This window comes from Maricaulis maris MCS10 (assembly GCF_000014745.1).
GTDB classification, from domain to species: Bacteria; Pseudomonadota; Alphaproteobacteria; order Caulobacterales; family Maricaulaceae; genus Maricaulis; species Maricaulis maris_A.
Genome location: NC_008347.1, coordinates 26,153 through 52,220, shown reverse-complemented (window position 1 = coordinate 52,220; position 26,068 = coordinate 26,153). Strand labels below are relative to the sequence as shown.

The window sequence follows — 26,068 nt, the reverse complement described above, 5'->3', positions numbered from 1 at the left end:
CACGTTATCGGGAAACTGTGTCCGGCCATGTTTGTCTGCATCTGCAACGCGCTACGCGACCGCGAGCTTCAAGCCGCCGCGGCAGATCCGTCGGTCAAGGGTGCAGCTTGCGTCTTCAAACGTTGTGACGCCAAGCCGAAATGCGGTCGTTGCCTGCCGGATGTGGCGGACATGATCGCTGCCAATCGCTTCAGTCCGGCCGATCTCGCGACCGCGGCCGAATAGTCGCGACCAATACCCATTTTCACTCGCAAACATAGTACTTTGGCCTGCGCGCAGCTTTGCGTAAGCTGTCCGCTCATGCTGCGCACGGGAGAGATTTCATGAAGGGCGATGCCAAGGTCATCGAATTGCTGAACGGAGCGCTCAAGCTGGAGCTTGCTGCGGTGAACCAGTATTTCCTGCACGCGCGCATGTTCAAGGACTGGGGCTTCGCCAAGATCGCCAAGCTGGAATACGAGGAATCCATCGACGAGATGAAGCATTCCGACATTCTGATCGAGCGCATCCTGTTCCTGGAAGGCCTCCCCAATGTCCAGGATATCGCCAAGATCTATATCGGCGAGACCCTGAAGGAATGTCTCGAGTGCGACCTCAAGGTCGAACAACGGGCGCATCCTTTCTACAAGGACGCAATCGCCTATTGCGAACAGGTCGGCGACTATGTGACTCGCAAGATATTCACCGACATTCTCGATAGCGAGGAAGAGCATATCGACTTCCTCGAGACCCAGCTCGGTCTGATCGCCAAGGTGGGCGAGGAGCGCTACATGCAGTCGCAAATGTCGCCCGGCACCGACTGACCCAGGCTGCCACACGTCAAGCGGGCTATTCCCCGACCGGCTCCGGCGTGCTTCACTCCTGCCTCGAAACGGGTGCTTGGGGGCGCGCATGTGCAAGTCAGTGACGATTCTCGCGATCGGCCTCGGTCTGGCAGCCGCTCCGCTGGCGCTGGCCTCACCGCCAATTTTCCAACCCGGTGCGCCGGGTGGAGCAGCACGGACCCTGACGCCCGAACAGTCGATCGAGATGGCGCAGACCGGACATTCGGCGGCGGATGCCCGCTTCATGCAGCACATGATTGTCCATCACGGCCAGGCCGTGGCGATGGGTGAGCTGATCGCTGACCGCACGACCAACGCGGAGATCGCCTTGATGGGCGAGCGGATCGCCCGGTCGCAGGCGTCCGAAATCGAGATGATGCGGGCCTGGTTGGAGCACCGTGGCCTTTCAACCCGAATGTCCCACGATACCGACATGCCCGGGTCCATGCCGGAACATGGGTCCCACGCCCTGGCTTCGGGCATGAATCACGCATCGCATGATGCCCCATCCGACACGCCAGTGATGCCGGGCATGTTGTCGCCAGCGCAAATGGCGCAGCTCGAAGCAGCGCGCGGCACAGACTTCGACAGCCTCTATCTCACCGGCATGATCCATCATCACCAGGGCGCCATCAACATGGTGACCGCCCTGCTGGCCGGGTCTGGCAATGGCATGGACCCGCAATTGTCCGAATTTCTGTCGGCGGTGATCGCCGACCAGGCAGCCGAGATATCCCGTATGCGGGGACTGCTCGCCGACCTTTGAACACAGCAAGTCCGAGGGGGGCTTTCATGAAACTGACACTCCGATCAATGGTCTCGATGGCAGCGCTCGGCGCAGCGATGGCGGCCTGTTCTCCTGCAGCTGAACAAGGCAGCGAGACCCCGCCATCCCGCGCAGGCCTTGCTCCCGGTCTGTTCGATGCCGGTACGGCGATCTGGAATCTCGAGCTGACGGCCTCGGTGCCGCCACCGGATGGCTTCTTCGATCTCGAAACGGTGATGATCCCGCTCAGTTTGCCGGCGGAAGCCGAGGGCGATGAAGTCACGGATGATGAAGGGACCGGCGAGACTGCCGATGCCGATGACGTGCCCGCAGACATGCCTGCAGACGGGCCTGCAGACGTGGAGGATGCCGACGAAGAGGATAGCGGGCCGGGCCTGCTCTCATTTGCGAACTCCGACCTCGCCTTCACCGGCGACCGCGTGATCATGGGCGGGTTTCATGGTTTCAATGTCTATGACGCCGCCAACCCGGATGATCCCGCCCATATCCTGTCAGTCGTCTGCCCCGGCGGACAAGGTGATGTCTCCGTACACGGCGATCTGGTCTTCTTCTCGACGGAGCAGAATCGCGGTCGCCTTGATTGTGGCAATGGCGGTGTCGAGGGCGATTCCAGCCCGGAGCGATTCCTCGGCGTGCGGATCTTCGACATCAGTGATCTGGGCGCTCCACGCCAGGTCGCCGCTGTCCAGACTTGTCGGGGATCACACACGCATACCCTTGTGCCTCACCCGACCGATGAAGACATCGCCTATATCTACGTTCAGGGCACCAGCAGTCCGCGTCCCGACAGCGAGCTCGCCGGTTGCAGTGGTGGTGAGCCCGATGAAAATCCTGATACCGCGCTCTATTCCATCGATGTCATCGAAGTCCCGCTGAATTCCCCCGAACAGGCGGCGGTCGTCAGCCGACCGCGCATTTTCACCGATTATGAAACCGGCGAAATCGCCGGTTTGTGGGCGGGAGGCGCCCTGGAAGACGGGGGCCAGACGGCGGCATCGACCGTGGCCTGTCACGACATCACGGTTTATCCGGAAATGGGCCTGGCCGGCGGCGCCTGCGGCGGCAATGGCATCCTTCTGGACATCACCGACCCGGTGAATCCGCGCCGGATTTCCGACCTTGCCGACCCGAACATGGCGTATTGGCACTCGGCCACTTTCTCCAATGACGCCAGCAAGGTCCTGTTCACCGACGAGTGGGGCGGTGGCCTGGGGGCTCGTTGTCGCGCTGAAGACCCCGAAAACTGGGGCGCCAATCTGATCGCCGACATCGTCGATGGCGAGATGGAGTTGCGAGGCTATTTCAAGATTCCCGGCGAACAGTCAGACATCGAGAACTGCGTCGCCCACAATGGTTCGCTCATCCCCGTTCCGGGGCGCGATATCATGGTGCAGGGCTGGTATAGTGGCGGTCTGTCGATCATTGACTTCACCGATAGCGAGAACCCGTTCGAGATCGCCTTCTTCGATCGTGGCCCGCTCGGTCCCGATGCCTTGCGGGTTGGCGGCTATTGGGCGGCCTACTGGCATAATGGCCGGGTCTGGGCACCGGAGATCGCGCGTGGCCTGGACGTATTCCGGCTCCACGCCAGCGGTCACCTGACCGCCAATGAAGTCGCGGCGGCCGAGTTAATCCGGTTCGACGAAGCCAACACCCAGACCCAGCTTCACATTACCTGGCCGGATGAGCCTGTCGTCGCACACGCCTATCTCGATCAGCTGGCCCGCAGTGGCGCGCTCGATGAGACGGGACTGGCAACCGTGCGCAGAGCGATCGAGGGCTGGGATGCCGGCGAAACTGATGCCGCGTCTCTGGCGGCCGCCGCCGAACTGCTGGCCGCTGCCACCGACCCGCAGGCACCGGCCGATGCGCACCGCATGGCGGAGCTCGGCGCCATGCTGATGCGTACGCGCTAGGGTAGCCGCATATACAAGGGCGGGCCGACCGGCTGGTCGACCCGCCCTTGCGCTTCCAGTTCGAATGGCTTGTCAGGCCTTGGCGTCGATATCAGCGGCGGAATGACGCTCGGGAACCTGATTGGACTCCTCGCCCCAGACGCGATTGACCTTGATGCCGCGCTTGACTGCCGGCCGGTCGCCAATCTCGGCGGCCCAGCGCTGGACATGTTTATAGTCCTGAACCGACAGGAACTCGCCGGCCTCGTAGAGAACACCGCGGGCCAGCGCGCCATACCAGGCCCAGACCGCCATGTCGGCGATCGAGTAGTCATCGCCTGCCAGAAAGCGACGCTCCGCGAGGGCTCGATCGAGCACGTCCATCTGCCGTTTCACTTCCATGGCAAAACGGTCAATCGGGTACTCCCATTTCTCCGGTGCATAGGCATAGAAATGGCCAAACCCGCCGCCCAGATAGGGAGCTGAGCCCATCTGCCAGAACAGCCAGTTCATGGCTTCGGTGCGACCAGCCGCATCGGTTGGCAGGAAGGCCCCGAACTTCTCCGCGAGGTAGAGCAGGATCGCCCCGGACTCAAAGACCCGGGTCGGTGTCTCGGTGCTGCGGTCCAGCAGGGCCGGGATCTTGGAATTCGGATTGATCTCGACAAAACCGGAGGAAAACTGCTCGCCCTCCGTGATCCGGATCAGCCAGGCGTCATATTCGGCGTCGGCATGACCGGCAGCCAGCAACTCCTCCAGCATGATCGTGACCTTCACCCCGTTCGGCGTCGCGAGGGAGTAGAGCTGAAGCGGGTGCTTGCCGACAGGCAGGGCCTTTTCATGTGTTGCCCCGGCGATAGGCCTGTTGATGTTGGCGAACCGGCCGCCGCTCTCACTATCCCACGTCCAGACCTTGGGCGGCTGGTAGTCACTGGCCTTGTTCATCAAGAAACCCTCTTTGCTTGCAGCCGAATGTAGGAAGCCAGCCGCAAAGAACAAGGCATGCTGCCCATCGCTGCGGCCAGCGGTGTGGCCTGACCAGGTAGCGTCGAAATGGTGCTGGCCGGACGAGCGGCCTCGATCGCCCCAGCCTTGAGCGCGTTCCATGCGAGCATCGACCCCCGCACCGAACGCGGATGCCGAGCTCGGGTCGAGCGGAGCGGGAACAAGGAAAAGAGCGTGCTGGCCGGACAAACGATCTCAATCGCCCCAGCCTTGAGCGCGTTCCATGCGAGCATCGACCCCCGCACCGAACGCGGATGCCGAGCTCGGGTCGAGCGGAGCGGGAGAAAGGAAAGAATGGTGCCGCTTAGGTGACTCGAACACCTGACCTACGCATTACGAATGCGTTGCTCTACCAGCTGAGCTAAAGCGGCCCATTTCATGGGCTCCGGCTGTCACCAGCCCGGAGGCGGCGGAAACTAGCCGTGAAAATCAGCGGCGGCAAGCCCTTCATCAGACCAAAATCAGCCGGTGTGGGAATGCAGTCGCAAGCGCTGGAGTACCGGTTCGGCGAGGCAATCGAAATCCGGTGGTCCCATATTGGTGACGATGAGGTCGGCCAGCGGTTTTTGCGGTTCGACATGCAGGGTGTGCATTGGTTCTACAATGGTGTCGAACTGATGTTTCACGGACTCAGGGGTCCGCCCGCGCTCGGCCACATCGCGCTGGAGTCGGCGCTCGAAGCGGACCGGTCGGGTCGCGGACACATAGACTATGAGATCGAACACGCTTGCCAGCGCCTCTGAGGCGACCGCGTGCAATCCCTCGACCACGATCAGGCTCGCAGGACGGCAATGCCGGGTTTGCGGGGCGCGGCTGTGGGTGGTGAAGTCGTATTGCGGAATATCGACGGCCTGGCCGGCTTTCAGGGCCGCAAGGTGGCTCATCAGGAGGCCGTGATCCTTGGCAGCCGGCTCGTCGAAATTGAATGTCGCCGGGTCGAAGTTCGCAAGGCTGGCGGCGTCAAGATAGTAGTCATCTTCCTTGATGACATACCCATCCGGGGCCGCATCGGCGATCGCATGGGCCAACCGGGTCTTGCCGGATGCCGACCCCCCCACAATTGCCACGAGCCTGGTCTCGGGGGGCGTGGGGCGCATTGTCGTCACGCCTTCCGGCCTTTCGGCGCATCGACCTCATCCGCATCCTCTTCTGGCACGCCCGGATCATCGGGCATGCGCGGCGTGGCCTCGGCAAAGCTGGTGGTGCGCGAGCTGGCGGAGCGGACCGGGCGCGGCGCGTCGAGCAAGGCGGTTTCCGGCACGGCGCCTGCGGCCCGCTCGAAGCGTTCATAGCGCGGATGGGTCAGGCGGTTTTCATCGCCGAACACATAGACCATCCGCTTCCAGTCATCCGGCGTATAGGCGAACAGCCGGCCCTCCGGATCAATGTCCGACCAGTCGGCATCCGCGCCGGCGTGGGAGGCGCGGGTCATCCAGCGGCGGGCAAGTTCATCCTTGCCGTCGAGGCGGGCCAGGCGGGCGGCCAGGGCGCAAAGCCGTGAAGACGGCGGGGTGCCATCCATCATGGGGTCGAGCAGGGCGCGTGCAGCTGGCGCATCGCCCTCCTCGAGGGCGATCTGGATCAGGACGAGATGGCTTTCGCGATGATCCGGGTTGAGCGCGGCGAGTGTCTTGAGGCGTTCGAGGCGCTTGGCCTTGGTGTCGGACTTGCGCAGGTCCTGGAAAGCGCGGGCCAGGGCCGGGTGTGGCGCCGCAGCCCATGCTGACTCGAGGACTTCCGATGCCCGTTTGTGCCGCCGTCCATCAGCCAGCAAGCGCGCGGCCAGGGCTGCAGCCGGCGCAAAGCCGGGGGCTGCGCGATGGGCCGATACAGCCAATTCGCGCGCGTTCTCGGAGTCGGTGCCTTCGGCCTCGACGGCCGCAGCTGTCAACAGGACCGAGCGGCGACGGCGGGCGGTGTCAGGCGCGACCTGTTTGCGGCGCTCACCCTCGGTCAGGGTGGTCAGTGCGTCGCGCCAGCGGGCCTTGGCGACCTGGGCATCGAACAGGGCGTCAAAGGCCCAGCGGGCGCCCTTGGCTTGCTGGAAGGCGTCGCCGGCATGATCAATGGTGGCCGCGAAGTCGCCGCGTTCGTTTGACAGCTGGGCCAGGCCGCGACGGGCCACGACCCGGGTCTTCTGATCGTTCAGCAGTGCTTCGTAGTGCACCTGTGCGCCTTCAAGATTGCCGGCAGACTCAGCGGCCCGGGCGGCCAGAAGGCGTGACAGGGCCGGGCGGTCCAAAAGCGCATCGGCACGGGCGGCCTGACGCACAGCGGCTTCGCCATCGCCTGCAGCAGAGGCGATCAGCGCCTTCTCCAGAGCATCATATCCCTGCTCGCGGCGACGGCGTCCCATGAAGCCCTTCACCTTGTCCGGCGAAGTCCACAACATGTAGATGCCCCACCAGACCACCAGCATCAAAAAGGCGAGGAGAATAACCAGCCCGGCCGCGACCACGAAGGGCATCTCGGTCTGCATGCCGAGGAATTCAAAGGAGGCGTGACCCGGGTTCAGCGCAAGGAAGGCGCCCAAAACAGCGGTCAGCAGGGCAAAGGCGACAGCCAGTATCAGGCGGATCATGTCGGGTCGCTTCCCTGTTCGGCAGCGCTGGCGGCGAGTGCTTCGCGCAAGGATTGCAAGCGGGCTGTCAGGTCCAGACGGGCGCGTGCCTGGATCAGCCAGTCACGGACAGTTTCCAGCGCTTCGCCTTCAAGACGCTCGGCGATGGTGACGGCCCCGATCAGATCGTTTTCGGCCAGGCGCCGCTCTGCCAATCCGGTCATGGCCAGGGGGCCGGTATCGGTATCGCTGCCATCCGTCCGGCGCACTTCAATCAGCCCGAAAAAGACCCGCCCCGGTCCGGCCGCCTCCCGGATGGCGTCACCCGGAAAACCGTTGGCCAGCTCTGCCAAAGTCGGCACACCGGCGCGGGAATAATCGGCCATCGCCGCCAGGTCGGCATTTTCGCGCCACAGACGCGACAATGCGGCCCGTTCGGCTTCAAAGCCGTCGCCGGTCTGGGCGATTTCCCGCAGAGCTGTCAGCGCCAGGGCGCGGGCTGCCAATTGCCTCGAGGCGAGCCCGGTATCGGTAGCAGGGGCCTCGGCCACAGATCGGGCCGTATTATCGGCACTGGTCTGGGCGGTTTCAGCCAGCGTTCGAATGGCTGCGAGCTCGCTCCGAAGAGCCGCGATGTCGTGGGTCAGGCTTTCAATTTGCGGATCGGTGTCGGTCGCCGGGGCCAGACCATCCACCATCGCTTCGATCTCGGTGATACGGTCGGTCATCGCCTGCAGGATCAGCGGGTCGACACCCGGGGCTGCTTCGACCTGGCTGGACTCGAGGGCTTGTTGGGACCGTGCATCGGCTAGCGCGAGGGCGGTTTCCAGTGCGGCCATCCGGGCTTCCAGCTCACTCGGATCGAAGGTCGCGCCAGCCGCAGCCGGGTTTGACTGTGCCGTCTCCAGAGCGGTGAGGCGCGCGTCGATTGCGGAGAGATCGACCGGCATCGCTTCGGCATTGCCCGACGACCTTGCCTCAAACGCGGTCATCCGTTCTGCCAGCGTGCCAAGCTCTCCTGACAGGTCCGGGGCTGTTTCCGTGGCTTCCAGGGCGGCGAGCCGGGTTTCCAGACCCGTCAGGGACTGGCTGAAAGCGGCCCGCTCGGTCGCCGCGCCGGGGTCTGGCGCGATTTCAGTCGCAGGCGGCAGGTAGCGAACGGCGCCATAGCCGATGGCCCCGCCGGCCACGGAGGCGAGCAGGAAGACCAGCCAGAGTCCAAGCGCGCCGCCGCGACGGGGCGCCTTGCCTGATTGCGCGCGCGCATCGTCGGCCGGTTCGAACTCGGCGTCGACGGGTTCCGGATCGAGAGTGTCGTTGGGATCAGCCATGATGGCCCATGATTCGTGCGAATTTGCGCCAGCTTAGGACGCGTGGCCTGCCGAGGCCAGTTCTGATGAATCGTCCAGCAGCGCCAGCAAGGCCTCTTCATTTGGCACCGATGCAGCGACCAGCGCTCCAAAGCCGGCGCCTTCCAGTGGCGCGAGGGCGTTACGTGAAATACCCAGTGCAGTCACCGAACCGAGCCAGTGATGCAGACCAAATTTGCGCAGCAGGTCGAGGAAGGTTTTGGCTCCCCGCGCCGAGTGGATCAGGACGGAGACCGGCGCGCCGGAGATCACGGCGGCGATGGCCTCCTCGCCCAGGGCATCAACGGCAACTGCGCCATAGCCGATCGCGTCGCGGACCTTGAAACCATCCGGCTTGAGCGCGCCCGAAAGGTCACCGGACACATGGATGCCGCGGACGTGGAGCAGGGAACCCTTGCCCGGATTGAGCTTTCGCCGGATGAGATTGGCCAGTGATGTGACATCGCCCTGGGCGGAATGGACGCGCTTGAACCCGATATCGCGCGCTGCCTGGGCGGTGGCGTCGGCCACAGCGAAGACCTGAATATCTCGTTCCGGGCGGCGCGGCCCCCAGGCCCGTACACCGTTGGCCGAGGTGAAGACCAGCGCCTGCACCCCGTCGAGGCTGGCATCGATGCGGGCCCTGAAATTGATGTCGAGTACCGGCGAGATGATCGGATCGATACCCATTTGCCTGAGACCGGACGCGGTCCGTTCAGCACCGGGCCAGCCGCGTGTGACCAGGACCGTCATGTATTCACCAGGGCCGCCGCAAGACCGTCGCCAGCTGCGTCGCGCACGGCACGTCCGAGGTCCTGCCCGGCCTGCCGGGCGCTGTCTGGGGTCGCATGGGTCATGTCGAATCGAATCTGTCTGCGCCAGGATTGCTGGCCATCAGGAGTCAAAACTTCCCCGATGAAGTCCATTGATACCTTATTCACATGGGCCGCGATCGGCGTCCGGCAAGAGCCGTCGAGTTCGAACAGGAAGGCGCGTTCGGCGAGGACGGCCAGTTCGGTATCGCGGTGATGCAGGCCGGCGACGTAGGAGGCGGCCTCTTCATCGCCATCGCGAATGGCCACGCCGACAGCGCCCTGGGCCGCGGCGGGCAGCATCTCGTCGGCTTCCAGCGGATCGCGGAGCGCCTCGGCTCGCCCCAATCTGTTCAACCCGGCGCGGGCGAGGAAGGTGGCGTGAATGCCGCCATCGGCCAGCTTGCCCAGCCGTGTGTCGACATTGCCGCGCAGCGGCACAACATGCAGGTCCGGGCGTTTGTGGAGCAATTGCGCCTGTCGACGCAGGCTGGCCGTGCCGATGGTGACGCCTTCGGGCAGATCGGCCAGACGCGTTTCGCCATCGCGCGCGATCAGCATGTCGCGCGGGTCCTCGCGTTCCAGCAGGGCGCCCAGCACGATCCCGTCGGGCAGGACAGTCGGCACATCCTTCATCGAATGGACCGCAAAGGCGGCGCGACCATCCAGCTGGGCTTCGTCGATCTCCTTGGTGAAGAGGCCCTTGCCGCCCGCTTCGATCAGGGTGCGGTCCTGGATGCGGTCTCCGGTCGAGACCAGGCCGAGAATGGGGAAGCAGCGCTCAGCGTCCTCGCCGGACAGGCCGCACTGCGCGGCGAGTTTCGCCTGCACGTCGCGGGCCTGGACAAGGGCCAGGGGTGAGCGGCGCGTGGCGATGGCGAGCGGTCTGGACGGCGGCTTCACGTTGCAATCATCCCGGTCTTGGGGCTAGTGGACAGCCATGGACTTAGCGCCCACCTCCCCCCAAGCGCAAGCGCGCGCACTGACCGTGCTCGGACTGGAATCCAGCTGCGACGAGACCGCGGCGGCGATCCTGCGCCGGGAAGTGGACGGGTCGGTGACCGTACTGGCTGACCGGGTGCTCGGGCAGAATGACGCCCATGCGCCGTTTGGCGGCGTGGTGCCGGAGATCGCAGCCCGGGCCCATGCCGAGGCGATGGACGGGCTGGTCAGCCAAGCGCTCGCCGAGGCGGGTCTGGCGGTAGCCGATCTGGACGGTATCGCTGCGACCTCAGGCCCGGGCCTGATCGGCGGTGTCATGGCCGCGCTGATGACCGCCAAGGGCCTGGCGCTGGGGGCAGGCAAGCCACTGATCGCGGTCAATCACCTTGAAGGCCATGCCCTGTCGCCCCGGATCTCCGAGCCGCTGGCCTTTCCCTACCTGCTCCTGCTCGTTTCCGGCGGCCATACCCAATTGCTGATCGCTGAGGGTGTTGGCGTCTACCACCGTCTCGGCTCGACGATGGATGATGCAGCCGGTGAGGCCTTCGACAAGACGGCCAAGGTGATGGGTCTGGGTTTCCCCGGCGGGCCGGCCCTCGAACGGTGTGCGCAATCGGGTGATGCGACGCGTTTCGCCCTGCCAGTGCCGCTGAAGGGCAAGCCGGGCTGTGACTTCTCATTCGCCGGCCTCAAAACCGCGGCGCGGCAGATATGGGACGGGCTCGATGCGCCATCCGACCAGGACCGCGCCGATCTTTCGGCCTGTGTCCAGGCGGCCATCGCCCGGGCGCTGTCCAGCCGCACACGCCGGGCGCTGGCCATGTTCGTCGACCGGTTTCCGGATGCCTCGCGACCCATGGCGCTGGTCGTTGCCGGCGGCGTCGCCGCCAACAAGGCCGTGCGCGCGGCGCTGGAAGACGAAGCCGCGGCGGCCGGTTTCCGGCTGGTCGCGCCGCCGATGAAATGGTGTACCGACAATGCCGCGATGATCGCGCTGGTCGGACTGGAAAAACTGGCCCGCGGTCAGATTGACGGGCTTGATGCCCCGGCGCGGGCACGCTGGCCACTGGACGGGGCGGCGGCAAAGTCCGACCCTGCCATCGGCTCCGGACGAAAGGGACCCAAGGCATGAGCGAGTATCAGAGCATTGGCGTGATCGGCGCCGGCGCCTGGGGCACGGCATTGGCGCAAACAGCGGCCAAGGCCGGGCGTGATGTCACGCTGTGGTCGTTTGAAAACGACGTCGCCGAGGCGGTGAACACGAAGCACGAGAACACCATCTACCTGCCCGATGTCGCCCTGAGTACGGCCATCGTCGCGACCACCTCTATTTCGGATCTCGATGCCTGCGATGCCATTCTCGCAGTTGCGCCGGCGCAGCACTTGCGGCGCGTTCTGGAAGGCTTCCTGCCCTATGCGCGGCCCGGCCTGCCGATCGTGCTGTGCGCCAAGGGGATCGAGCAATCCTCCCTGTCGATGATGACGCAGGTGCTCAAGGAAACCATCCCGGCCGCGCTGCCGGCCGTTCTGTCCGGGCCCAGTTTCGCGATCGACACGGCGCAGGGCCTGCCGACCGCCGTCACCCTGGCCTGTGCTGACGAGACGGTCGGCAATGCGCTGATCGAGGCGCTCGGGACCAGCCGCTTCCGACCCTATCTGGCGACCGATCTGATCGGTGCAGAGATCGGCGGGGCGGTGAAGAATGTGCTGGCAATCGGTTGCGGGATTTCCGAAGGGAAGGGTTTGGGCAAATCGGCCCATGCGGCCCTGATTTCGCGCGGCTTTGCCGAGATGACCCGACTGGCCCTGGCCCTGGGTGCCCAGCGTGAGACCCTGGCCGGCCTGTGTGGCCTCGGGGACCTTGTGCTGACCTGTTCCTCGCCGCAATCGCGCAACATGTCCTGCGGCCTGGCGCTGGGGCGCGGCGTGTCGCTGGACGATATCATGTCCGGACGCCGGGCTGTCACCGAAGGCGTGGCAAGCGCACCGGCCGTAGTCGAACTGGCCCGCCGCCATGGCGTCGAAATGCCGATCTGCGAAGCGGTCAACGAGATCCTGGCCGGTCGAGCCAGCGTCGATGACGCCATCGAGACCCTGCTCGCCCGCCCCTTCACGCTGGAGACCGCCTGATGCTGTTTCTCGTTCACACCTGGGACAAGCCCGGCGCATTGATTGTCCGGACCACAAACCGCGACGCCCACATAGCCTGGCTGAAAGCGGCGGGCGACAGCGTCAAGGCGGCCGGCCCCTGGCTCAATGAAGCAGGTGACATGGCCGGCTCCCTGTTGATCATCGAGGCGATTGATCGTGACGCGTTGGACGCCTGGCTGGAGGCCGACCCTTATCGCGTCGCCGGCCTGTTCGACCGGGTCGAAATTGCGCCCTATCGCTGGGTCTTCAACCCGCCGGCCAGCGCTGACTGATGCGACCCAAACCACCTGCCGGGACCGTTCTTGCGCGTCTCGACGACCTGCCTGACCCGGGGGCCCGCGCATCGGCCTGGGAAGGCGGTGCCGTCGTCCTGATCCGTCGCGGCGTAACAGTAACGGCCTTCACCAATCTCTGCCCGCATGCGGGGCTGCCGCTATGCCTGCCGGACGGTCGCGGCCTGCTGCACGCGGGTGAGACGCTTGTCTGTCCGGTTCACGGCGCGAGCTTTGATGCCGGCAGCGGAGATTGCACTGGCGGTCCTGCCGCCGGGGACCGACTGACAGCCATTGCGGTAGAGATCGTCGGGCCGGAAATCCGGGCCGTGTGACTAGTCCTCGGACGTCTGTGGTTCGACCGGGTCAGAGGACAGAGCGGTGATGGCGTCGACGAGCGCCTGGCCGGTCGGTTCGTCGCGGATCACGGTGCAGAAGGTGCCGTCCGTGGTGCGGTGATAGATCACCGCGTCGGTGCTGTGATCATGCTGCTGGCCGGCGGCGCTGTAGAAGGCCGCGTTGGCCGCGTCGAGACGGGTCTTGACCGGCAGTTCCATGCCGGAAATCGACAGTGTGACATCACCGGCCTGGTCGCCCAGCGACCAGGATACGCGCGTGATTCCGGCCGGCCCGGTTTCCAGAAGCGTCTGGCCCGGCTCGAGCAGGGTGGACGGCGTTTCTGCGAAGCAGGCCTCCGAGCTGGCGAGATTGTCTTCGCTGAAGCCGGTATTGATCGTTGACGCCTCCGGCGCCGAACAGGCGGCCAGTGCGGCGATGGCAGGAAGGACGGTAGAAAGGACGGGCAAGGCTTTCATTTCGGACACTCCCGAAGCTACGCAAGACAGCAGGCGTATAGCGAGCGTAGTCGGCGCGGTGAAATGAATGTTTTGTGTCGCGCTCAATCCATTGGGCAGGGCCGGGTCTGCCGGAAGTGGCATATGTCTGGCGGGAACCAAACCCGCCTACCCCTCCAGCCGCTCCTTCAATCGCGCCAGAGCAGCGCGCCATTCCGACTTCCAGTGCTCGCAGTCTTCCGCCGTCTCGAGATTTTCGTGGCTCAGGCTGATTTGCGTCTTGTTGCCAGTGTCGCCGTCCCTGACCGTCAGCCAGACTGACAGGCGCCCGCCTTGCGACCAGTGGCCATTGACTGACTTGCCGGGCGTGCCGGACGTTCGGGTGAACACGCCCCCGGGCCCCCACTCGGCGAAGTCGGGCAGCTCGAAAGCGGCCTCGATGGCGGCTGGCGGCGCGGTGATCGTCTTGGAGCCCGAGGCCTGGTACTTGCCGTCGGCACTGGCGCGCTGATGCGGGTCGCGGCGCCCGGTCATCATCTCCCAGGTTCCAGAGACCATTTGCGACCACCAACCGGACAGGCCGCGCTCCTCGCGCAGGGTTCGGGCGATCGAGGGGTGATCGAGGCCATCGGCCCAGCTGTCGAGATCGGTCCGCCATTGCGGCCAGGTCTTGCCGGTCGCCTTTTCGACCGCGGCGTCGGAAATCGGGGGTGTCCAGTCGGTCGCCACGCCTTACTCCGCCGGTTGCATAGCCGGCTTCACATCAAAGAAATTGACGCACTCGGCGATCAGCGCCTGTTTGGCGAAGCTGACGATTTCAGCACCTTTCTCGGGTGTCGCCTGGGACGGGTCGGAGCCGATACGCCCATCCGGGAAGCGCTCGCGATAGTCGGCGGCGTCGCTGAACCCGCCGACCGGAGCGATCTTCGGGCTCATCTCGACCTGTTTGATGGCGTGCGGATGGGCGTAATAGGTCACCGAGACCTCGGATGCGGTCGCATGCATGCCCTCGCCGACCGGAAACAGCTTGCGGCAGGTGTCCATGACGCCGGGCAATTCCCACCAGTTGCGTTGCATCAGCTGGACCGGACAGGCGACGCCGTCGAGCGAGAAATTGGCGTAATACTCGGCGAAGGCAGCGTTGATCGTGGTGATGTTGCCGCCGTGCCCGTTGAGGAAATAGATGCGGTCGAAACCGTGTCGGGTCAGGCTTTCGATCCAGTCATTGATGACCGCGATCATGGTCGAGGGGCGCAGCGTCATCGAGCCGGCGAATCCGAGATGATGCTGGGCGATGCCAACATTGAAGGTCGGTCCGACCAGCAGCCCGGCTTCCGCGCCGGCCTCGGCGGCAATGACTTCCGGGCAGATGGCGTCGGTGCCGACCAGCCCGTTGGGACCATGTTGCTCGGTGGAGCCGATGGGGATGATGATCCCCTTGCAGCGGGTCAGATAGGTCTCGACCTCTGGCCAGGACGCGTGATGCAGCAGCATGTGGACCTTCTCCGGGATGGTGTGACCCGGGGAGGTAAGCGCTGACGATCAAATTGTGCAAGGTCTGCGTGTCGCGGAAAACCGGCTAAAGGCGGCGGCTTTCGCGATGATAGAGCCAGGCCGCCACAGCGGACGCAATCGCGGTAAATGCCAGAATGTAGTGCAAGGACCCCTCCATCGCGGCTTGTTGCCGTCTGATACCGGTTTATCGGGCAAGTCCTTATCAAGCGTAAAAGAATCCCGATTTCCGGATCTGTCACGTCTTCGTGAGCGAGCTGTCAGGAGCGAAAGCGGAATGGATGTTGTAAGGGTGTGAGCAGACATTTTGTTGTGTGAGGGGAATTCATGCGTCGATTTCTAGTTGCAACCGCGGCTCTGGCTGCCCTGGCCGCCGGTCCACTTCAGGCTCAGGACGAGCCCATGCCGGCGAGCATCGAAGGGGCCGTCAGCGACGCCAGCCGTCCGGAAGCGGACCGTCAACTGGATGCCAATCGGCACCCGGCCGAGGTCCTGTTGTTCGCCGGTGTCGAGCCGGGCTGGCGTATTGCCGACCTGGCCGCCGGGTCGGGCTACTACTCCCGCGTCCTGTCGACGGCGGTCGGAAGCGACGGTCACGTCTACACCATGAACCCGACCTGGGTCGCCGAGCGCTTTGCCGAAACCGATGCCGGGCTGGCTGCCTTCGCAGGCGAGCGCGACAATCTCACGCATTTCAGCTCATCCATCGAGACGTTCGGCGACAATGTCGACGGTCCGCTGGACGCGGTCTTCATGGTGCTGTTCTACCATGACACCGCTTGGGACGGGACGGATCGCGTCGCGATGAATAACGGCGTGTTCGAGGCCCTGCGGCCAGGCGGCGTCTACATCGTGGTGGATCACCACGCGGTTGCCGGTTCCGGCCTCGAAGTCGTTGAAACGCTGCACCGGATCGACGAGGCGTCGGTGATTGCAGAGGCCGAGGCGGCCGGTTTTGTCCTCGATGGCAGCAGCGACATGCTGGCCAACCCGGACGACAGCCGCGAGATCAGCCCGTTCGACCCATCCATCCGCCGTCAGACGGATCGATTTGTCTTGCGTTTCCGCAAGCCGGAGTAATCAGGCCGCATCCAGATCGGAGCGGAAGCGGTTGAGCTCCTCATCGAGTCGGCTCGCCGCTTCCCCCAACTCGCCGGATGCCCGGGTGAAGGCCTCGGCTGCTGCGTTGGTCCGCTCTGCGGCTTCGTTGACCGAGTTCATCGAGTTGTTGACCTCGGTGGTTTCAACAGCCGCGCGCTCGGCCAGCGATGCAATTTCCTGGGTGGCCTGGTTCTGTTCGGCAAAGGCGCCCTGGACGCTTTCCGTGGACTGGCGCAACTCGCTGATGATTTCCGCAATACGGCCCAGCGAATCCGCCGCGCCGCCCGACGCGCCCCGCATGGATTCGATCTTCTGACCGATATCGCTGGATGCACGCGTGGTCTGTTCCGCCAGGGCTTTCACCTCAGATGCAACAACCGCGAAGCCCTTGCCGGCCTCTCCGGCCCGCGCGGCTTCGATGGTCGCATTGAGCGCCAGCAGATTGGTCTGTTCGGCGACGCCTGCGACCAGACGCATGATATCCTCGATCTCCTTGGCGGCAGTTTCCAGCGCGTCGATCGAGCGTCCGGCCCCTTCCGCCTCGGCGGCGGCGCGTTCCGACACATCCCCGCTATTCTGCAGGATCCGGGCGACTTCTCCGATAGAGGCCGACAATTCCTGCGCGGCAGCGGCCACCGATTGAACATTGCTATTGGTCGTCGAGGCCCTGGACGACGCTTCCGACGCGCCCTGACGGGTCGCCTCGGCATCACCGTTGAGGTCGGATGCCAGGCCGCTGACCTGGCCTGCCGCGCCGGAAATACCGCCGGACACGACCCGCAGGGCTTCTTCAAATTCACGTGCCAGCTTGGCGATTGCGAGGCGCTGGCGATCGGCCGAATCCTTGGTTTCGAGCTGGGCGTCTGCGCTTTTGGCGGCTGCGGACGTGGCCTCTGCAGCCTCGGCAGCCTTGCGGTCAGCGCCGTCCAGCGCCTTTGCGGAATTGTAGGTCATCCAGACTAGTGCGCCCGATTGACCGACAACGATCACGGCGTGGAAAACCACCCGGAAGAAGTCCGCCCCATCCGGAAACACGGCCCAGGGCAGGAAGAAGTTGAGCGAAAGGTGGTGGACGGCGGTCGCGGCAGAGGCGGCAACAATCACGCGCCAGTCAAGCATGACAGCCGAAATCGACAAGGCCGCGAAGAACATCATGTGCATGTCGATCTGCCAGGGTGACCCGCTGAGCAGATACACAAACAGGGCCGGATAGCCGATCAGCGCCGTGCCGACCGTGGCACGCGAGGCGGCACTGTTCGGGTCAAACCGCCAGCTTGCACCCGCGATGGCCAACAGTGCCACACCGACAAGGCCGGCCGGCAGCATGCGTTCGGTGGCGAAAATGCCCGCCGTGATGATCAGAGTGAGGCAGAGGCCGCCCATGATCAGCAGGGTAACAGTCTGCGCGCGCTGGCGGATTTGATTGAGGCTGGTCATGTTGCTGGGCTCTCTCTTGTGAACCGGGGCGATGGCGTGATGGGAGTCTGGTCGATCAGGCAGCCGCGAAAAACGCTGGCAGGAAGGACGAGCCAGGCTCCGGCATCGCGCAGTGCGTTGCGGTCGTCCCGGTGAGGCAGATCGAAAACACCGATATTGGCGGTCCGCCCGATGGTGAGGGTTGAATGTCCGGCGTCTGCGGCCGCGAGGACCACGTCCCGCACCTGCCAACCCGGCGGGAAAATCGCTGCGTAGCGACCATCCTCTGCAGGTTCAGTCGCCGCCAGAAGTGGTGTCGCGCCGATAATTGCAATCAAAAGTATAGTTGGCGTGTTTTTGAACATCATCTTTGCAGAGGCTTCTGAGTAGTAGCCAATTCTAGACGAATGACGGTTAATCAGAATTTACTGTTCTCGGTCGCCGCCTCATTCATTATGATCGCCGGATCGCCACTCCTGGGCCAGCAAGCCGAAAATCAGGCTGTCGCGGACGCCCAGATGCGTCTTCCACTGCCCGCGCAAACGGCCTTCCAGTGAGAAGCCCAGCTTGGTGAGCACGGCGATCGAGCCGGCATTGTCCGGGTCGGTGTCGGCGTAGATGCGACGCAGGCCGAGTTCGCCAAAGCCGTAGCCGATCACGCCAGTGACCGCCTCGCTGACATAGCCATTCCGTTGTGCATCCGGGCGGATGATATATCCGGTTTCCGCGACCCCCTCCTTCCGGTCCATCAGCACGACCCATCCCAGCGCATCGCCCGGATCGGACGGTCGACAAATGGCCCAGGTGCGGACGGTGGCAGACCGTGTCGTGGCCGTCAGGTGTCCGCGCACGGCTTCGATGGTCGTGAAGGGAGGTCGTGACCAGTATTTCATGGTTTCGGGGTCACCGAGCGCCGGAAACACGGCCGCGGCATCGTCACGAACAAGCGGTCGCAAGAGCAGGCGCGCCGTCGACAGGACCGGGGTCGGGCAGGGCGTGGCTCGATCGCTCAGCGCGTCATGGACCAGGTCCAGCCCGATCTCGTCGAAGCGTGTTTCAATACAGGCCTGCATGGTGATGAAACAGTCCTGCGAAAACCAGTCGTGATCGGCGAAACAGGCGGTTCGAGTGTCCTCGCCGGGCCAGGCCGCATAGGACCAGTACAGCCCGTCCTCACCCTTGTGCAGGGCTGCACCATGGGATCCGCAAGTGTCATGGATACGCCGGGTTCCCTCGGCCCAGGCGGCCTCGAACTCGGCCGAACGCCCGGGCTTCAGCTTCCAGCGGTAGAGGACGGCGCGTGTCACGCTTGCGGGCTGGCACCATCCGCCAGTCGCTGTTTGCGCAGGACGCTGGCTTTCACCTTCTGGCTCTCCGAGCGCAGCTGGCCGCAGGCGGCGAAGATGTCGCGGCCACGCGGGGTGCGGATCGGCGAGGCATAGCCGGCCTTGTTGACCACGTCCGCAAAAGCTTCGATCTGGTCCCAGTCCGAGCATTCATAGGGGCTTTTGGGCCACGGGTTGAACGGGATGAGATTGATCTTGGCCGGGATGCCCTTGAGCAGTTTCACCAGCGCCTTGGCTTCGGCGAGACTGTCATTGACGCCTTTCAGCATCACGTATTCGAAGGTCACGCGCTTGGAATTGCCCAGGCCCGGATAGGCGCGGATCGCGTTCATGAGCTCGACCAGCGGGTATTTCTTGTTCAGCGGCACCAGCTCGTCGCGCAGCGTGTCATTGGTGGCGTGCAGCGAAATCGCCAGCATGGTGCCGGTCCGCGCGCCCAACTCCTCGATCTTCGGCACCACACCGGAGGTCGAGACCGTCGTCCGGCGACGGGAGATGGCAATGCCCTCGCCGTCGGAAATGATGTCGATCGAGGTCGCGACATGGTCGAGATTGTAGAGCGGCTCCCCCATGCCCATGAAGACGATATTGGTGATCTTCCGGTTCTCGTTCGAGGTCGGCCATTCGTCCAGGTCATCGCGGGCGATCATCACCTGGGCGACGATCTCGGCCGCGGTCAGATTGCGCACCAGCGCCTGGGTGCCGGTGTGGCAGAAGGTGCAGTTCAGCGTGCAGCCGACCTGGCTGGACACGCACAACGCGCCGGAGCGGGCGACGTCAGGGATGAAGACGGTCTCGCACTCGACGCCGGGGGCCAGCTCGATCAGGTATTTGCGGGTACCATCGACAGAAACCTGGCGGTCGATCAGCTTGGGCCGGTGCAGGGCGTACTTGTCGGCAATGACGGCGCGAAGGTCTTTCGAGATATTGGTCATCTCATCGAAGGACGTGACGCCATAATGATAGATCCAGCGCCACAGCTGCTCGGCGCGCATCTTCGCCTTCTTCTCCTCGACCCCGCAATCGATCGCCACCAGGCGCAGTTCCTCGCGCGTCATGCCTGCGAGGGACGGCAGGGCGCGCGGCGTGGTTTCGTCAATGCGCGGCGCATTGCCATTGCGGGCGTCGATATTCAGGGCGTGGTTCATGACCGGCAGACTATCTCATTTCAAACGGAGCCGCGCGCTCTATCACGAAAGCGTGGCAAATCCGAGTCGTGCGGCCGGAGACGCCTAGTTACACAGCGTCTCGGCGCGCTCCAGCGCCGCCGTCACGCCCGAGAGCGAGAACTCGTAAGCGGTGGCGACGCCGTCGAGCGTGGTGGCGGTCACCCGCATGACCGAGCCGCGGCGCATGGCCCGAATCAGGTCGTCCTCTTCGTCGAGATCGTCGAGGAAGCCTTCCTGGCCGTCGGCGAACATGTCGAAACGGTCGGAACCGACCCGCACCTGCGGGGGACTGGTGGGGCGCAGGTCATAGCCGACCAGCAGGCTGGGCTGTTCCTCGACCGCTCCGGACTGCCAGGAAGCAACCAGGAAATAGACGCTGCCATGTTCGTGGGCTCGCGGCGTGCTGTCGGTCGGTCGGCTCAGCGCATAGCAGGACATGCCCGCATCGGTGTTGCGTGTGAACACCCGCCAGTCGCTGTACTCGCCGCGAAATTGCGGGTCGTCCTGGGCCAGGGCAGCGGGCGTGGCTGCGAGGCACAGTCCGGTCGACGTCAATAGGGCGAGGCAAGCAAGACGGAAACGCACGGCGGTCATCCTCATGTCCGAACAGTTGAACCCAATAGGGCGCACCTATGGCGGTATGATGGCGGAGTTAACCGCGACCTAACAGACAGTATCGCGCGAGAAATTCAGCGGTGGATACCAGCCTTGCGGGTCGTCTCGGCGAGGCTTTCCAGGTCCGGCCCTCCGGGCATGAGCGGCCGCTCGGGAAAACCACCGAAATTGATCTGGCGGTCGTACAGTGTGATCGCACAGGCAACCGAGACGTTGACGCAGAATTTGGTCGGAATTTTCACGATATGGCTGCAGCGATCCTGGACTTCCTGCGACAGCGATCCACGCTCGCGTCCGAATACATAGGCGGCGCACAGCGGGTGACGGAAGCTGGGCAGGTCCACGGCGTCTTCGGCCAGCTCGATGCCGACCAGCTGACAGTTGGACGGCAGGGCCATCGCGCTCAGGTCCGGCCATTCGTAATAGGGCACATGATCAGCCGACTTGGCCGTGTCGGCGCGATAGACATCGCGCACCTGGTGGCTGGCATTGAGCGTGAAGGCGAAGCTGGCTCCAAAGGCGTGGGCGGTCCGCAGGATGGCGCCCATATTCATCGGCTTGGAAATCCCTTCCGCGCCGACGCCGAAATAACCGCGCTTCATCGCCAGCATCAGCGCACGCCCGCAGTGATGCGACCATCGGGGTGAACCATTGCCTGTTTCATGCCCGGCGAGTTGAACGGTGCCGCCAGATTGCCATGGCGGTCGACGGCGATGATGCCGCCTTCACCGCCAAGGGCACCGACATCGGCCAGGGCCCCGGCGACAGCTTCGTCCAGCGATTGTCCGCCATAGGCCATCCGTGCCGAAACATCCTTGGCGGTGGCGGTGCGCAAGAAGTATTCGCCCTGGCCGGTGCACGAAATCGCGACATGGCCGTCGGCCCAGCAACCCGAGCCGATGATCGGGCTGTCGCCGACGCGACCTTCCATCTTGTTCAGCGTGCCGCCGGTCGAGGTTGCGGCGGCAAGCCGGCCTTCCAGATCCAGCGCGACACAGCCGACCGTACCGGTGGCGATGTCCCGGTCGTCGGGCGCGGCGGCGGGCGTGTAGTAGTCATTGACACTCTCGACGCGTTCAAGCTCGGCTTCGCCACAAAAGCGCTCGGCACCGCGACCTGCCAGCATGACATGCGGCGTCGTGTCCATGATGGCGCGCGCCGCAGAGACCGGGCTGGTGAAGCCGGTCAGGGCGGCGACCGATCCGGCCCGCTGGGTCGCGCCATCCATGATGGCGGCGTCCAGTTCATAGCGGCCAGCCTTGTTGGGCGAGGCCCCCTTGCCAGCCACATACAGGCCGGAGGATTCCAGTTCGCGGACAATATCCTGGACGATATCGAGCGCATTGGCGCCGATCGCCAGGCGCGCCTTGGCCGCCTCTGCCAGGCCGCGCATGTGCTCGATTTCATGTGCATAATCGCGATCGGCCAAGGTGCCTGCGCCGCCGTGCAGCAAAAGGGCGTAACGTCCGCTCATACTGTCCATCCCGGTTGGAATTAGGGTTTCTCGACTGCTCTAGCATCGCTCGTATGGACAGCCCAAGCCGGATTTCCGTCGCCTTCGAGCCGCCGCCGCGGATTTTCTTTTGCCGGGCACCACGCTATGTCGCTGGGATCGATAAAGGGGAGTGCCTCATGAAACTCGACTCATCCATTGCCGCCATTGTCACCGGCGGCGCATCCGGCCTCGGCGAAGGTACAGCCCGCCGTCTGGCCGCCGATGGCGCCAAGGTCGCCATTTTCGACATGAATGCCGAACGCGGCGAGATGGTCGCCAAGGACATTGGCGGCGTGTTCTGCCAGGTCAATGTCTCCGACGAAGCCAGCGTCGACGCCGGCCTGGCCAAGGCGCGCGAGGCCCACGGCCAGGAACGTGTCTTCGTCAATTGCGCCGGTATCGGCTGGGCAGAAAAGACGGCGCGTCGGTCCTCCTCGACCGGCGAGGTCTCGGCCCATTCGGCCAAGGGCTTCCAGACCGTGATCGGCGTCAACCTGATCGGCTCCTTCCTGTGCGCCTCGAAATCGGCGGCCGGCATGATGACGCTGGACCCGCTCGACGGCTCCGGTCGTGGCGTGATCGTCAACACCGCCTCGGTCGCGGCCCAGGACGGTCAGATCGGCCAGGTGGCCTATGCTGCGTCAAAGGGCGGTATCACCGGCATGACCCTGCCGATGGCCCGCGACCTCGCCCGTGAAGGCATTCGCGTCAACACCATCCTGCCGGGCTTCTTCGAGACCCCTATCTACCAGCAGATGCCGCCAGAGGTGAAAGTCTCGCTGGCCTCGCACCTGCAATTCCCGCAGCGCTTCGGCACGCCGGAAGAGTATGCGGACCTTGTCGCCTTCATGGTCACGTCCGACTATATCAATGCCGAGTGTGTCCGCCTCGATGCGGGCGCCCGCATGCCGCCTAAATAAGCAGACCATAGTCTGCTGCGCATTCTGGAGCCGGGCCGCAAGGTCCGGCTCCTTTGCATTTGTGACCCGGTTGCGACACTTTCGCACAGAAACTGAAAATCACTCTCATTGACGGTGGACTCGGAGTGATTTGGCCCGTAATTGCGGATCACTTGCAAACGCAAACTCCGGGACATTCATCGTGCGTCAAATTCTGCTTTCCGCCACCGCTCTTGCCGCCCTTGCCGGCGCCGCCCATGGCCAGGTCGAAACGGCCGCCGCTACGGATGTGATCACGGTCATCGGCCTCAATGGCGATGCCGATGCTATCGCCGGTTCGGCTGACCTCCTGACCGCCGAGGATCTCGCGGTCCATGACTATGCCGACGTGACCCGCCTGTTGCGGACCGTGGCGGGCGTCAATATCCAGGAAGAAGACGGCTACGGCCTGCGCCCGAATATCGGTATGCGCGGCACCGGTCTCGATCGTTCCGAAAAAATCACCCTGATGGAAGACGGCGTCCTCATCTCGCCCGCACCCTACGCCGCCCCTGCCGCCTACTATTTTCCGCATGCCGGGCGCATGGCCGGTGTTGAAGTCATCAAGGGCGCAGCGGGGGTACGCTATGGCCCGCGCAGCCAGGGTGGCTCGCTGAACCTGCTGTCGACGCCGGTCCCCGAAGACCTGTCCGGTCGCGTCACGGTCTGGGCCGGTGATGAAAATACCCGCCGGACCCACGCCCATATCGGCGGCATGACAGACGCCGGTGACGGGCTGCGTATCGGTGGCCTGATCGAGGGCTTCTTTGACAGCGCTGACGGCTTCAAGGTCATCGACGGCATGTCGGACGCGTCGACCGGCTATGACATTGAGGACTATGTCGGCAAGCTGCGGGTCGAGCTCGATGCGGGCGGGCTGACCCACATGTTCGAGCTGAAAGGGCAGTATTCCGACGAGCTGTCCAACGAGACCTATCTCGGCCTGACCGACGCCGATTTCGCCGCCGACCCCTTCCGTCGTTATGCGGCCAGCCAGCTCGACCAGATGGATGCCGAGCACTCCGAGTGGTCGCTGCGCTATCGCACCGAGTTTTCCAATGGCGTCGAGCTGTCAGCCGTTGCCTACACCACCACTTTTGCCCGCGACTGGTTCAAGCTCGATCGGGTTGATCCGGACGGCGCCGGTGCCGCGTCCTCGGCCTCGATTTCGTCCATCCTGTCGGACCCGACCGGCAATGCCGCTGCGTTCGCGATCATCCAAGGTGGCGCGGGACTGGTCTCGGCCGATGATGCCGTACTGATCAAGCACAATAATCGCGACTATGCCGCCGAAGGCGTCCAGCTCGAGCTGGCCGGTGAAGCCGCGTTCGGCGATGCCAGCCATGGCTGGCGTGTCGGATTGCGCGTGCACCAGGACGAGATGGATCGTTTCCAGTGGCGCGAAAATTTCCGGATGGACAATGGCCAGCTGGTGCTGACCTCGGTCGATGCGCCAGGTTCGGATTCCAACCGCATCGAAACAGCAGAGGCTGTCGCGATCTTTGTGCAGGACGAGATCGCGTTCGGCCGCTGGGTCGTCACGCCGGGCCTGCGCTATGAGCAGATCGAGCTGCGCCGCGAAGACTATGGCCGCAATGACCCGACCCGCACCGGAGCCAGCCTGACGGTTCGTGAAAACACCGTCGAGGCCTTTGTTCCGGGTCTGGGTGTTCGCTACGACCTCGATGCCAACTGGACGCTGTTCGGCGGCGTTCATCGTGGTTTCGCGCCGCCGGCGCCAGGCTCGACCACCCAGGAGGCCGAGGACGCGACCAATTGGGAATTCGGAACCCGCTTCCGCGATGAGATGTTCAGCGTCGAGGCGATCGGCTTCTTCAATGCTTACCAGAACCTGATCGGCACCTGCACCAACTCCACCGGCGGTGGTTGCGCGATTGGCGACCAGTTTGATGGCGGCAAGGTTGATGTGTTCGGCCTGGAGCTGACCGGTGATGCGGACCTGGCCGCGATCGCCGGCATTGACGGCATCGAGCTGCCGGTCCGGCTCGCATACACCTGGACCGATGCCGAATTCCAGACCGGCTTCAATTCGGGTTTCGGGCCATGGGGCAATGTCCAGGCCGGTGATGCCCTGCCTTATATTCCGGAGCACCAGATGTTCGCATCCCTGGGGCTCGATGCCGGCCGTTTCGGCGGCGAGGTGTCGCTGTCCTGGGTCGATGAGGTCCGCACTGTCGCCGGGCAGGGCACAATCCCGGCCGCTGAAAGCGTTGATGCGCACACCGTTCTTGATGCATCAGCCTGGTATGCCGTCAGCGAGCTGGTCCGGGCCCGCATTTCGGTCCGGAACCTGTCCGACGAGATCTATACCGTTGCCCGCCGACCGGCCGGTCTCCGTCCAGGCGCACCACGTGCCGTGCTGTTCGGCCTGTCGGTCGACTTCTGACGTCGACCATATTGATCAGCGAAAAAGGCCGGGGCGAGCCCCGGCCTTTTTTGTTTTTGATCGACCGGGTCAGTCCGATACCGGCCGAACGATCTGGTCACCAAGATTGTCCATCACGTCGCGGGCCCCGAATGCGCTGGGGTCATCGGGCTTGGTCCCGCGGCCCAGATAGATTTCGGCGCTGGCTTCATATCGCGTGCTCTCGCGATAGCTGACATCATCCCAGAACGGGTCGTGCCAGCCACGCCACCCCCAACGGGGATGGAAATAAGCGTGCTGCACGCTGAAGCCGGCATAGGGCGAGCGGCCAATGCCGGAAGCCATGACCCGGGTGTCCTCGTCGGTCGCCCGGTTGACGACGGTAAAATAGTCAAACCCGTTGTCGACGGTCAGCTCGGCCGCCCGATAGAGCAGATAGGTCTCGACCGTCTCGCGGTCGGTCAATGAGTTGCCTTCGAAAGAAATGCGATAGCGATTGGACTCGATCCGCGTTTCGGTAAAACCGGGTCGCGAGCCCTCGGCCGCCTGATAGGGCGTCGGTGTCGCGCAGCCGCCCAAGGCAGCCAGGCTGGCCAATGTGATCAAAACTCGCCTCATGATGGGGCTCCTTTTTTCGCTTGGCGGTCCCTCGCCTCATTTTATATGACTCGTCCTCTACCGTTTCAGCAGGCGGACTCC

Annotated in this window: 28 protein-coding genes and 1 tRNA gene; 11 read left to right on the top strand and 18 right to left on the bottom strand. The window is 64.2% G+C overall.

The window, feature by feature from the left end:
* Window positions 1-27: 27 nt before the first annotated feature.
* The 4 genes from MMAR10_RS00250 to MMAR10_RS00235 all read left to right on the top strand — a co-directional run bounded on the left by MMAR10_RS00250 (window position 28) and on the right by MMAR10_RS00235 (window position 3,527).
* The gene (locus MMAR10_RS00250; protein WP_041636653.1) at window positions 28-225 is read left to right on the top strand and encodes a (2Fe-2S)-binding protein; all 198 of its coding nucleotides are present in this window, start codon (window positions 28-30) and stop codon (window positions 223-225) included.
* A gap of 98 nt (window positions 226-323) precedes the next feature.
* Entirely contained in the window at window positions 324-803 is a 480-nt protein-coding gene (bfr, locus tag MMAR10_RS00245) for a bacterioferritin (RefSeq protein ID WP_011641991.1), read from the top strand.
* Window positions 804-891: 88 nt separating this feature from the next.
* Window positions 892-1,590, top strand: a complete 699-nt coding sequence (locus tag MMAR10_RS00240) for a DUF305 domain-containing protein (RefSeq protein ID WP_011641990.1) — start codon at window positions 892-894, stop codon at window positions 1,588-1,590.
* A 26-nt stretch (window positions 1,591-1,616) separates the two neighbouring features.
* The gene (locus tag MMAR10_RS00235) at window positions 1,617-3,527 is read left to right on the top strand and encodes an LVIVD repeat-containing protein (RefSeq protein ID WP_011641989.1); all 1,911 of its coding nucleotides are present in this window, start codon (window positions 1,617-1,619) and stop codon (window positions 3,525-3,527) included.
* Between the two features lie 72 nt (window positions 3,528-3,599).
* On the opposite strand, the gene yghU is transcribed toward MMAR10_RS00235, so the two are convergent.
* The 7 genes from yghU to hemC all read right to left on the bottom strand — a co-directional run bounded on the left by yghU (window position 3,600) and on the right by hemC (window position 10,135).
* Entirely contained in the window at window positions 3,600-4,451 is an 852-nt protein-coding gene (gene yghU, locus MMAR10_RS00230) for a glutathione-dependent disulfide-bond oxidoreductase (protein ID WP_011641988.1), read from the bottom strand.
* A 355-nt stretch (window positions 4,452-4,806) separates the two neighbouring features.
* Window positions 4,807-4,882, bottom strand: a tRNA-Thr gene (locus MMAR10_RS00225).
* 90 nt (window positions 4,883-4,972) lie between these two features.
* Window positions 4,973-5,608, bottom strand: coding sequence for a uridine kinase (udk, locus tag MMAR10_RS00220; RefSeq protein WP_011641987.1), 636 nt, complete (start codon window positions 5,606-5,608; stop codon window positions 4,973-4,975).
* 5 nt (window positions 5,609-5,613) lie between these two features.
* Window positions 5,614-7,092 (bottom strand): heme biosynthesis protein HemY, encoded by a 1,479-nt coding sequence (locus MMAR10_RS00215; RefSeq protein WP_011641986.1) that lies wholly within the window; start codon window positions 7,090-7,092, stop codon window positions 5,614-5,616.
* The gene (locus tag MMAR10_RS00210) at window positions 7,089-8,402 is read right to left on the bottom strand and encodes a hypothetical protein (protein WP_011641985.1); all 1,314 of its coding nucleotides are present in this window, start codon (window positions 8,400-8,402) and stop codon (window positions 7,089-7,091) included. The genes MMAR10_RS00215 and MMAR10_RS00210 overlap by 4 nt, the downstream gene beginning before the upstream one ends.
* A 33-nt stretch (window positions 8,403-8,435) precedes the next feature.
* Window positions 8,436-9,173 carry a uroporphyrinogen-III synthase gene (locus MMAR10_RS00205; protein WP_011641984.1) on the bottom strand — a complete coding sequence of 246 codons (738 nt, stop codon included), beginning with the start codon at window positions 9,171-9,173 and terminating at the stop codon, window positions 8,436-8,438.
* Window positions 9,170-10,135: a hydroxymethylbilane synthase gene (gene hemC / locus MMAR10_RS00200; RefSeq protein ID WP_011641983.1), complete on the bottom strand. Its 966-nt coding sequence runs from the start codon at window positions 10,133-10,135 to the stop codon at window positions 9,170-9,172. Before hemC ends, MMAR10_RS00205 begins: the two co-directional genes overlap by 4 nt.
* Window positions 10,136-10,214: 79 nt before the next feature.
* On the opposite strand from hemC, the gene tsaD reads away from it, so the two are divergent.
* From tsaD to MMAR10_RS00180, 4 genes are read left to right on the top strand one after another with little or no spacing between them, the layout of a single operon-like run.
* On the top strand, window positions 10,215-11,306 hold the full coding sequence (tsaD, locus tag MMAR10_RS00195) for a tRNA (adenosine(37)-N6)-threonylcarbamoyltransferase complex transferase subunit TsaD (protein ID WP_041637097.1): 1,092 nt from the start codon (window positions 10,215-10,217) through the stop codon (window positions 11,304-11,306).
* Window positions 11,303-12,304, top strand: coding sequence for an NAD(P)H-dependent glycerol-3-phosphate dehydrogenase (locus tag MMAR10_RS00190; protein WP_011641981.1), 1,002 nt, complete (start codon window positions 11,303-11,305; stop codon window positions 12,302-12,304). Before tsaD ends, MMAR10_RS00190 begins: the two co-directional genes overlap by 4 nt.
* Complete coding sequence (locus MMAR10_RS00185) at window positions 12,304-12,597, top strand: YciI family protein (protein ID WP_011641980.1); 294 nt, start codon at window positions 12,304-12,306, stop codon at window positions 12,595-12,597. The genes MMAR10_RS00190 and MMAR10_RS00185 overlap by 1 nt, the downstream gene beginning before the upstream one ends.
* Window positions 12,597-12,932: a Rieske (2Fe-2S) protein gene (locus tag MMAR10_RS00180; protein WP_011641979.1), complete on the top strand. Its 336-nt coding sequence runs from the start codon at window positions 12,597-12,599 to the stop codon at window positions 12,930-12,932. Before MMAR10_RS00185 ends, MMAR10_RS00180 begins: the two co-directional genes overlap by 1 nt.
* On the opposite strand, the gene MMAR10_RS00175 is transcribed toward MMAR10_RS00180, so the two are convergent.
* The 3 genes from MMAR10_RS00175 to MMAR10_RS00165 form a co-directional block, all read right to left on the bottom strand.
* Window positions 12,933-13,412 carry a hypothetical protein gene (locus MMAR10_RS00175; protein ID WP_011641978.1) on the bottom strand — a complete coding sequence of 160 codons (480 nt, stop codon included), beginning with the start codon at window positions 13,410-13,412 and terminating at the stop codon, window positions 12,933-12,935. It lies immediately after the preceding gene.
* Window positions 13,413-13,559: 147 nt separating this feature from the next.
* Window positions 13,560-14,120 (bottom strand): hypothetical protein, encoded by a 561-nt coding sequence (locus MMAR10_RS00170; RefSeq protein WP_011641977.1) that lies wholly within the window; start codon window positions 14,118-14,120, stop codon window positions 13,560-13,562.
* Between the two features lie 3 nt (window positions 14,121-14,123).
* On the bottom strand, window positions 14,124-14,885 hold the full coding sequence (locus MMAR10_RS00165) for a creatininase family protein (protein WP_011641976.1): 762 nt from the start codon (window positions 14,883-14,885) through the stop codon (window positions 14,124-14,126).
* 345 nt (window positions 14,886-15,230) lie between these two features.
* On the opposite strand from MMAR10_RS00165, the gene MMAR10_RS00160 reads away from it, so the two are divergent.
* Entirely contained in the window at window positions 15,231-15,983 is a 753-nt protein-coding gene (locus tag MMAR10_RS00160; protein ID WP_011641975.1) for a class I SAM-dependent methyltransferase, read from the top strand.
* Here the strand turns inward: MMAR10_RS00160 and MMAR10_RS00155 are convergent, their stop codons facing one another.
* From MMAR10_RS00155 to MMAR10_RS00125, 7 genes are all read right to left on the bottom strand, one after another.
* Window positions 15,984-17,441: a methyl-accepting chemotaxis protein gene (locus MMAR10_RS00155; protein WP_011641974.1), complete on the bottom strand. Its 1,458-nt coding sequence runs from the start codon at window positions 17,439-17,441 to the stop codon at window positions 15,984-15,986.
* Complete coding sequence (locus MMAR10_RS00150) at window positions 17,438-17,788, bottom strand: hypothetical protein (RefSeq protein WP_011641973.1); 351 nt, start codon at window positions 17,786-17,788, stop codon at window positions 17,438-17,440. The genes MMAR10_RS00155 and MMAR10_RS00150 overlap by 4 nt, the downstream gene beginning before the upstream one ends.
* 78 nt (window positions 17,789-17,866) lie before the next feature.
* On the bottom strand, window positions 17,867-18,727 hold the full coding sequence (locus MMAR10_RS00145) for a GNAT family N-acetyltransferase (protein ID WP_011641972.1): 861 nt from the start codon (window positions 18,725-18,727) through the stop codon (window positions 17,867-17,869).
* Window positions 18,724-19,914 (bottom strand): 23S rRNA (adenine(2503)-C(2))-methyltransferase RlmN, encoded by a 1,191-nt coding sequence (gene rlmN, locus MMAR10_RS00140; RefSeq protein ID WP_011641971.1) that lies wholly within the window; start codon window positions 19,912-19,914, stop codon window positions 18,724-18,726. Before rlmN ends, MMAR10_RS00145 begins: the two co-directional genes overlap by 4 nt.
* An 84-nt stretch (window positions 19,915-19,998) precedes the next feature.
* Window positions 19,999-20,529, bottom strand: coding sequence for an invasion associated locus B family protein (locus tag MMAR10_RS00135; protein ID WP_233353845.1), 531 nt, complete (start codon window positions 20,527-20,529; stop codon window positions 19,999-20,001).
* Window positions 20,530-20,624: 95 nt separating this feature from the next.
* Window positions 20,625-21,161 carry an RNA methyltransferase gene (locus tag MMAR10_RS00130; RefSeq protein ID WP_011641969.1) on the bottom strand — a complete coding sequence of 179 codons (537 nt, stop codon included), beginning with the start codon at window positions 21,159-21,161 and terminating at the stop codon, window positions 20,625-20,627.
* Window positions 21,161-22,024, bottom strand: a complete 864-nt coding sequence (locus MMAR10_RS00125; RefSeq protein ID WP_011641968.1) for an isoaspartyl peptidase/L-asparaginase family protein — start codon at window positions 22,022-22,024, stop codon at window positions 21,161-21,163. The genes MMAR10_RS00130 and MMAR10_RS00125 overlap by 1 nt, the downstream gene beginning before the upstream one ends.
* A gap of 158 nt (window positions 22,025-22,182) precedes the next feature.
* Here MMAR10_RS00125 and MMAR10_RS00120 point away from each other — a divergent pair, with 158 nt between their 5' ends.
* The gene (locus MMAR10_RS00120; RefSeq protein WP_011641967.1) at window positions 22,183-22,965 is read left to right on the top strand and encodes an SDR family NAD(P)-dependent oxidoreductase; all 783 of its coding nucleotides are present in this window, start codon (window positions 22,183-22,185) and stop codon (window positions 22,963-22,965) included.
* Between the two features lie 181 nt (window positions 22,966-23,146).
* Window positions 23,147-25,390 (top strand): TonB-dependent receptor family protein, encoded by a 2,244-nt coding sequence (locus MMAR10_RS00115; protein ID WP_011641966.1) that lies wholly within the window; start codon window positions 23,147-23,149, stop codon window positions 25,388-25,390.
* Window positions 25,391-25,459: 69 nt separating this feature from the next.
* Here MMAR10_RS00115 and MMAR10_RS00110 read toward each other — a convergent pair whose 3' ends face one another.
* Window positions 25,460-25,987, bottom strand: coding sequence for a CC0125/CC1285 family lipoprotein (locus tag MMAR10_RS00110; RefSeq protein WP_011641965.1), 528 nt, complete (start codon window positions 25,985-25,987; stop codon window positions 25,460-25,462).
* Window positions 25,988-26,068 lie beyond the last annotated feature (81 nt).

Coding starts and splice junctions, on each gene's coding strand:
- MMAR10_RS00250 (WP_041636653.1), top strand. CDS start 28: ATGTTTGTCTGCATCTGCAACGCGCTACGCGACCGCGAGCTTCAAGCC.
- bfr (WP_011641991.1), top strand. CDS start 324: ATGAAGGGCGATGCCAAGGTCATCGAATTGCTGAACGGAGCGCTCAAG.
- MMAR10_RS00240 (WP_011641990.1), top strand. CDS start 892: ATGTGCAAGTCAGTGACGATTCTCGCGATCGGCCTCGGTCTGGCAGCC.
- MMAR10_RS00235 (WP_011641989.1), top strand. CDS start 1,617: ATGAAACTGACACTCCGATCAATGGTCTCGATGGCAGCGCTCGGCGCA.
- yghU (WP_011641988.1), bottom strand. CDS start 4,451: ATGAACAAGGCCAGTGACTACCAGCCGCCCAAGGTCTGGACGTGGGAT.
- udk (WP_011641987.1), bottom strand. CDS start 5,608: ATGCGCCCCACGCCCCCCGAGACCAGGCTCGTGGCAATTGTGGGGGGG.
- MMAR10_RS00215 (WP_011641986.1), bottom strand. CDS start 7,092: ATGATCCGCCTGATACTGGCTGTCGCCTTTGCCCTGCTGACCGCTGTT.
- MMAR10_RS00210 (WP_011641985.1), bottom strand. CDS start 8,402: ATGGCTGATCCCAACGACACTCTCGATCCGGAACCCGTCGACGCCGAG.
- MMAR10_RS00205 (WP_011641984.1), bottom strand. CDS start 9,173: ATGACGGTCCTGGTCACACGCGGCTGGCCCGGTGCTGAACGGACCGCG.
- MMAR10_RS00190 (WP_011641981.1), top strand. CDS start 11,303: ATGAGCGAGTATCAGAGCATTGGCGTGATCGGCGCCGGCGCCTGGGGC.
- MMAR10_RS00185 (WP_011641980.1), top strand. CDS start 12,304: ATGCTGTTTCTCGTTCACACCTGGGACAAGCCCGGCGCATTGATTGTC.
- MMAR10_RS00180 (WP_011641979.1), top strand. CDS start 12,597: ATGCGACCCAAACCACCTGCCGGGACCGTTCTTGCGCGTCTCGACGAC.
- MMAR10_RS00175 (WP_011641978.1), bottom strand. CDS start 13,412: ATGAAAGCCTTGCCCGTCCTTTCTACCGTCCTTCCTGCCATCGCCGCA.
- MMAR10_RS00165 (WP_011641976.1), bottom strand. CDS start 14,885: ATGCTGCTGCATCACGCGTCCTGGCCAGAGGTCGAGACCTATCTGACC.
- MMAR10_RS00160 (WP_011641975.1), top strand. CDS start 15,231: ATGCGTCGATTTCTAGTTGCAACCGCGGCTCTGGCTGCCCTGGCCGCC.
- MMAR10_RS00155 (WP_011641974.1), bottom strand. CDS start 17,441: ATGACCAGCCTCAATCAAATCCGCCAGCGCGCGCAGACTGTTACCCTG.
- MMAR10_RS00150 (WP_011641973.1), bottom strand. CDS start 17,788: ATGATGTTCAAAAACACGCCAACTATACTTTTGATTGCAATTATCGGC.
- rlmN (WP_011641971.1), bottom strand. CDS start 19,914: ATGAACCACGCCCTGAATATCGACGCCCGCAATGGCAATGCGCCGCGC.
- MMAR10_RS00135 (WP_233353845.1), bottom strand. CDS start 20,529: ATGACCGCCGTGCGTTTCCGTCTTGCTTGCCTCGCCCTATTGACGTCG.
- MMAR10_RS00130 (WP_011641969.1), bottom strand. CDS start 21,161: ATGCTGGCGATGAAGCGCGGTTATTTCGGCGTCGGCGCGGAAGGGATT.
- MMAR10_RS00125 (WP_011641968.1), bottom strand. CDS start 22,024: ATGAGCGGACGTTACGCCCTTTTGCTGCACGGCGGCGCAGGCACCTTG.
- MMAR10_RS00120 (WP_011641967.1), top strand. CDS start 22,183: ATGAAACTCGACTCATCCATTGCCGCCATTGTCACCGGCGGCGCATCC.
- MMAR10_RS00110 (WP_011641965.1), bottom strand. CDS start 25,987: ATGAGGCGAGTTTTGATCACATTGGCCAGCCTGGCTGCCTTGGGCGGC.